The sequence below is a fragment of the Mannheimia sp. genome, assembly GCF_056854775.1.
In genome coordinates this window covers 1-6,142 of sequence record NZ_JBXGGI010000022.1, presented here as the reverse complement: position 1 = coordinate 6,142, position 6,142 = coordinate 1, and the positions used below count along the sequence as shown (strand labels likewise).

At 40.6% G+C, this 6,142-nt stretch carries 8 protein-coding genes and 1 tRNA gene; 4 read left to right on the top strand and 5 right to left on the bottom strand.

Going from position 1 to position 6,142, the window contains the following annotated elements:
* Positions 1-56: 56 nt before the first annotated feature.
* The 5 genes from hslV to gloA2 form a co-directional block, all read right to left on the bottom strand.
* Positions 57-578 (bottom strand): ATP-dependent protease subunit HslV, encoded by a 522-nt coding sequence (hslV, locus tag ACJHV0_RS02080; RefSeq protein ID WP_025216430.1) that lies wholly within the window; start codon positions 576-578, stop codon positions 57-59.
* A 134-nt stretch (positions 579-712) separates the two neighbouring features.
* Positions 713-1,216, bottom strand: coding sequence for a cytochrome b (locus tag ACJHV0_RS02075; RefSeq protein ID WP_483133261.1), 504 nt, complete (start codon positions 1,214-1,216; stop codon positions 713-715).
* Between the two features lie 69 nt (positions 1,217-1,285).
* Entirely contained in the window at positions 1,286-1,996 is a 711-nt protein-coding gene (gene sfsA, locus ACJHV0_RS02070) for a DNA/RNA nuclease SfsA (RefSeq protein ID WP_483133260.1), read from the bottom strand.
* Positions 1,997-2,011: 15 nt separating this feature from the next.
* On the bottom strand, positions 2,012-2,881 hold the full coding sequence (locus ACJHV0_RS02065; protein WP_483133259.1) for a DMT family transporter: 870 nt from the start codon (positions 2,879-2,881) through the stop codon (positions 2,012-2,014).
* 1 nt (position 2,882) lies between these two features.
* Positions 2,883-3,275 (bottom strand): SMU1112c/YaeR family gloxylase I-like metalloprotein, encoded by a 393-nt coding sequence (gene gloA2 / locus ACJHV0_RS02060; protein ID WP_025247064.1) that lies wholly within the window; start codon positions 3,273-3,275, stop codon positions 2,883-2,885.
* Between the two features lie 81 nt (positions 3,276-3,356).
* Between gloA2 and mutY the strand changes: the two genes are divergently transcribed.
* The 4 genes from mutY to ACJHV0_RS02040 all read left to right on the top strand — a co-directional run bounded on the left by mutY (position 3,357) and on the right by ACJHV0_RS02040 (position 6,102).
* Positions 3,357-4,499, top strand: coding sequence for an A/G-specific adenine glycosylase (gene mutY / locus ACJHV0_RS02055; protein ID WP_483133258.1), 1,143 nt, complete (start codon positions 3,357-3,359; stop codon positions 4,497-4,499).
* Positions 4,500-4,509: 10 nt separating this feature from the next.
* Entirely contained in the window at positions 4,510-4,779 is a 270-nt protein-coding gene (locus tag ACJHV0_RS02050) for an oxidative damage protection protein (protein ID WP_025235094.1), read from the top strand.
* An 18-nt stretch (positions 4,780-4,797) separates the two neighbouring features.
* Positions 4,798-5,895 (top strand): membrane-bound lytic murein transglycosylase MltC, encoded by a 1,098-nt coding sequence (gene mltC / locus ACJHV0_RS02045; protein WP_025235093.1) that lies wholly within the window; start codon positions 4,798-4,800, stop codon positions 5,893-5,895.
* 131 nt (positions 5,896-6,026) lie between these two features.
* A tRNA-Phe gene (locus ACJHV0_RS02040) sits at positions 6,027-6,102 on the top strand.
* Positions 6,103-6,142: the final 40 nt, after the last annotated feature.

Below are 6,142 nucleotides of genomic sequence, written 5' to 3'. Positions count from 1 at the left end.
TTGACATATATTTTTCCTTAAACAGTTCCCCCTTTTAGAAAAAAGGGGAGTAAAATTTAAACTTCTTCAATCACGTGGTTATGATTACTGTAAATATCAATATCGCCGGCGATTTTTAACGCTTCGGCAACGATCTCTTTCGCAGAGAGGTTATTTTCGGTGCGAAGTAGTGCGAGGGCGGCGGCTTTGGCGTAGTTTCCACCTGAGCCGATTGCCAATACATCTTGTTCCGGCTCAATCACATCGCCTGAACCTGAAACCAGCAGGAACTCACTTTCATTTGCTACGATCATCATTGCTTCTAAACGGCGTAAAGCACGCTCAGTACGCCACTCTTTTGCCAATTCCACCGCTGATTTCACTAAATGCCCTTGATGTAATTCTAATTTTTTCTCGAATAAATCACGTAAAATAAAGGCATCAGCCGTTGAACCGGCAAAGCCTGTTACCACTTTGTCTTTATATAAACGGCGAACTTTACGCACTGTGCCTTTTTCAATGCAGTTGCCAAGTGTTGCTTGACCATCGCCACCGATGGCTACTTTTCCGTCTTTTCGCACGCATACAATTGTTGTCATTTTAAATCCTTCTTTTTAGAAAACTTTCGCTTATATGGGGCTCATTCTCTGCATTTCAATTACAAGCGGTCGTTTTTACTGAATTTTTTGCAAAAAAATGGCTTGAATTTCTTCAAGCCATCTTCTTTTTTATTTTAGTGAGCCATACGGTTTAAAATCTTTTTACCTTTGATTTGGTGGTAAATCGCCATCACAATATGACCAGCCGATAACGCAAATAGCCCCCACGCAAGTTCGCCGTGAAAGTTATTACCCAGTGATATCGCCCATTCGATTTTTTCTGTAGAGCCTTCCATCACTTTCACACCAAACACGTCTAACGGACCTCGTGCTGCCCCATATTGGCGGATTAAAGCAATGGTTGGTACAGCAAGCATTAACACATAAAGTGCAAAATGTCCGAGTGTAACAAAAATATTATCAGGTGCCGGGCGGTTATTTCGATTGATGATCGCCCAAATCACTCGAATAACGATAAGCAACATTAAAATTGCCCCAACAGATTTGTGATAAGGCAACCACTCACGAAACGCCTCTCCCTGAAGCCCTGTATAAAGCATAAAACCAAAGCAAATTGCCATTGTCCAATGTAATGTACGGCTGATTGTGCCGTAAACTTGTGAATTATCTGAACGCATAAGTTCTCCTAGTAAATGTTCGGGCGAAGTATAATAGAAAAAGTACTTTTATACACAAGCTATTTCCGATTATTGCAATTTTCGATTTAATCGTATTCCGTACGGCTTACCGTTTTCAAATATCACATCTACTTTATAAGTCAAAACTTTCACATTTTGTTTTTTAGCTCGCTCAAGCAATTCTGCATATTTAGGGTCGATTTGTTTTGCCACTTCAAACTTCTCAATGCCAGTATGCAAAATAGCGAAAAATATGACCGCTTGTAGCCCTTGTTCAGCAATATTTGCCAGTTCTCGCAAGTGTTTTTGACCTCGTTCGGTTTTCGCATCGGGGAACATTCCTACCCCGTTTTCCATTAGCAATGTGGTGGATTTCACTTCCACAAAACAATCCTGCAAGCGGTCAGATTTTAATAAAAAATCGACACGGCTGTTCTCATTTCCATATTTTTGCTCGGGTAAAATTTGCTGATACTCAGCAAGCTCGCTAATCCATTGATTTTCCAACGCCTCTTGCACAAGCTGATTAGCTCTCAAAGTATTTACGCAAATGAAATCGCCCGATTGCGTTTGGGTCAGCTCCCAAGTGTGAGCATATTTGCGTTTCGGGTTATTGGAAGTGGAAAACCAAACCGTATCGCCTACATTAGCACAACCTGTCATCGCTCCGGTATTCGGGCAATGAATGGTAATTTGATCACCGTGAGGTAGCTGAATATCGGCAAGAAAACGCTTATAACGACGAAGCAAAATGCCACTAGAAAGAGGAGGAAATTGCATTAGTAAAAAATCCTTTTAAAATGACCGCTTGTATCTTTTCATCATCGGCAGAAAAACAGAAAGTAACGCTGTGCAAATGACGATAATAATACCAATCCAAGTGATAAGGCTCAGTTGCTCCGATAAAAAGAGTAACGCCATTAATAACCCAAACACAGGCTCAAGAGCAAGCAGAATGCCTGCGAGAATAGGGGATGATTGGCTAATGCCTTTGTTCCACAACAACATTGCCAAACTGGTACAAATAATACCGAGATACATCACACTCGCCCACGCCGACAATCCGGTTGGCAATTGCCAATCTTCGGCGAAGAATAATGTGATGGGTAAAGCGGTAATTGCCCCTTGTACTAGTGTGATATTGGTTAAATCTGTAACTTTAACGGATTGTAAAATGTCTTTGCTGAGATACATTCCAATAATAAAACTCAAACTGCCTAACGTTACGAGCAATAGCCCCAGCATATTAATTGAACCGCTATCATCACTCCCTGCTGCCATAATTAGAATGCCGACACAAGCGAACAAACTTAAGATAAAATCCAGCCTTGTTGCCCGTTTTTTAAAGCAGAAATAGCCCACCAATACCGTTAAAATCGGATTTAGCCCAAGTAATGCAACCGCACTCGCCGCTGAAGTTAATTTCAAGCCTGAAAATTGTAAGATTACACAGAGCGGAAAGGTAAGAAAACTAATCAACCAAACTTTAATATGCTGATTTTGCTGAATTTTTCGATAGGCTCGCATAAAAAACGGCAGAGCGATAAATGCCGCCAGCGTCAGCCGAATTTGCATAATTTGCACAGGGTCAAATTCGGCAATCGCCACTTTACCCACAATAAATGAACTTGCCCAAATTAAGGTTGCGATCAGTAAATATACCATTTTAGATCTCGTAAAATTCTAGCGGTAGATCGTCGGGATCTCGGAAAAAGGTGAAACGTTTGCCGGTAAGATCATCAAGGCGAATGCCTTCGTGTGGCAAATTGTGCTGTTCTAAAAAGGCGATGGCTTGTTCAATATTTTCCACCTTGAATGCTAAATGGCGTAACCCGCAAGTTTCAGGCGAGGTAAAGCGAGGTGGCGTAACCGGAAAGCTAAATAATTCAATTTGCGAGCCGTCTTGAAAACGTAAGTCTAATTTGTAACTATCTCGTGCAGTTCTGTAGGTTTCTTCAATAATTTCCGCACCTAAAATCTGGGTGTAGAAATGTTTGGATTTTTCATAATCCGACACAATAATAGCAACGTGGTGGAAGCCTAGAATAGGAGATTTCATTTTTTCCTCGATATGTAAAATTTTTGGCAAAAACAACCGCTTGCAGTATGATGATTTCTTTTTTTGATTTCAAGATGTTTAATGAATAGCAATTCTTCACAATATCCGTTAGCGACAGCGAAAATGTCTGATCCATTTGCAAAATCTGTATTAGCGTGGTTTGAGCAATACGGGCGTAAACATTTGCCTTGGCAACAAAATAAAACCTTGTATAAAGTTTGGTTGTCAGAAGTGATGTTGCAACAAACTCAAGTTGCCACCGTTATTCCTTATTTTGCACGTTTTACGGAACGATTTCCAACTGTTACTGACTTAGCTAATGGCTCTATTGATGAAGTGCTACATTTATGGACGGGCTTGGGCTATTACGCACGAGCGAGAAACTTGCATAAAGCGGCAATTCAAATTCGAGATGAATTTGGTGGTGAGTTTCCCACAACATTTGATGATGTGTTGGCATTGTCCGGTGTGGGGAGAAGTACAGCGGGGGCGATTTTGTCTTCGGTGTTAGATGCTCCGCACCCGATTTTAGACGGCAACGTTAAACGTGTGTTAAGCCGCTATTTTGCGGTGGAAGGCTGGGCTGGCGAAAAGGCGGTTGAAAACCAACTTTGGCAGTTAAGTGAAAGTGTTACGCCAACGGAACAGGTGGCTGATTTTAACCAAGCAATGATGGATTTGGGGGCGATGATTTGTACTCGCTCTAAGCCAAAATGCCTGCTCTGCCCATTACAAGAACATTGCCAAACAAATGCAATGCAAGCGTGGGATAAATTCCCAGCCAAGAAGCCAAAGAAAACGCTCCCCGAACGCCAAGCCTATTTTTTAATTCTGAAAAACGGCTCAAAAGTGTTATTACAAAAGCGGGAAGCAAAAGGTATTTGGGGTGGATTATTTGCCTTTCCACAATTTGGCAGTTTAGAGGAACTCAAGCGGTCAGATTTAGTAGGAAATTTGCAAATTTCGCAACAATTAACCACTTTTAGACACACATTCAGCCATTTTCATTTAGATATCACCCCCATTTTGGTAGATCTAAATGTGCAAAAAATAGCTAAAATCTTACCGCTTGTAGCAGAAGAAAACGCAGGAAATTACCTTTCTACTGTATCTTCAGAGGCGGATTATTGGTATGATTTCAGCCAACATAATGAAATAGGTTTAGCCACGCCGGTTAAACGCATTTTAGATGAACTGGCGTTTAGCGTAACAAACAAAAATTAAGGATTAGATTATGGCTCGTACCGTATTTTGCGAATACCTAAAACAAGATGCCGAAGGCTTAGACTTTCAACTGTATCCGGGCGAACTCGGCAAACGTATTTTTGATACTATCAGCAAACAAGCGTGGTCTGAGTGGATCAAAAAACAAACAATGATCGTTAATGAAAAAAAACTCAGTATGATGAATCCGGAACATCGCAAATTACTTGAAGAAGAGATGGTCAATTTCTTGTTTGAAGGTAAAGAAATCGTCATTGAAGGCTACAAGCCAATCGAATAATTCAAGGTTAAACTCAAAATGAAAAAATATGCAAAATATTTGCCAATGCTGGCAATTATTCCTTTTCTTATTGCCTGTGGAAGCAATAAATCTTCCAGTGGTAAAAAACCGAAATCTACTCGTGTAGATTATTCAAAAGATACTAATGGGTTAGATATTTTAACCGGTCAGTTTTCTCATAATATTGATGATATTTGGGGAAGTAATGAGCTTTTAGTGGCGAGTAAAAAAGATTACGTAAAATATACGGATAAATTCTACACTCGTAGCCATATTTCCTTTGAAGAAGGGGTGATTACTATTGAGACCTTAGGCGATCAAAATCATCTCCGTAACTCCATTGTTCACACTTTATTAATGGGTCGAGATCCTAAAGGCATTGACTTGTTTGCATCAGGCGATGTGCCAATTAGTACAAATCCGTTCTTAAAAGGTCAGATAAAAGATCAATTCGGTCGCGATATTACTAATGTCGCTCTTGCAAATGATTTTGCTACCTATCTTATTCAACATAAAGCCCAAACTCGTCGCTTAAAAAACGGTCGAAATGCGATGTATGTAGCGATTAAAATGGTGGAAGGGCACGTTGAAGTCCGTGCAAGACAATACTTACCGCTTGTGCGTAAAATGGCGAGACAATATGGCATTGAGCCAAGCCTCATTTTAGGGATTATGGAAGTGGAATCGGCATTCAACCCTTATGCGGTAAGCTATGCGAATGCAATTGGTTTGATGCAGGTTGTGCCTCGTACTGCTGGACGTGATATTTTTGCCCGTAAAGGTATGGGGGGGCAACCAAGCCGTGAATATCTGTACAATCCATCAAATAATATTGATGCCGGTACGCTCTACTTAACTATTTTACGTGATGAATACTTAGATGGCATTGCTGACCCTGTTGCAAAACGTTATGCAATGATTTCTGCCTATAACAGTGGAGCCGGTGCGGTATTGCGGGTGTTTGATTCCGATAAGTATGAGGCAATTGATAGAATTAACGATTTATCTGCCGATGCGGTTTATCGTATTTTAACCACCGCTCACCCATCTTCTCAAGCAAGAAATTATTTAAGAAAAGTAACAACAGCGAGAGAAAAATATCGAAATATTCGATAATGCGTGAATTATGTTGTTTTTTAGCCTAAAAGTATAAAAAAAGCACATTTAAACAGGCATTTTTTTAAATTCAGCAAAAAGTGTTTGACGTTGAGGACTGAAATCAGCATAATGCACCACGCAACGACGTTGCCTCGATAGCTCAGTCGGTAGAGCAGGGGATTGAAAATCCCCGTGTCGGTGGTTCGATTCCGCCTCGAGGCACCATCTATTCCTCCTTAGTTCAGTCGGTAGAACGGTGGACTGT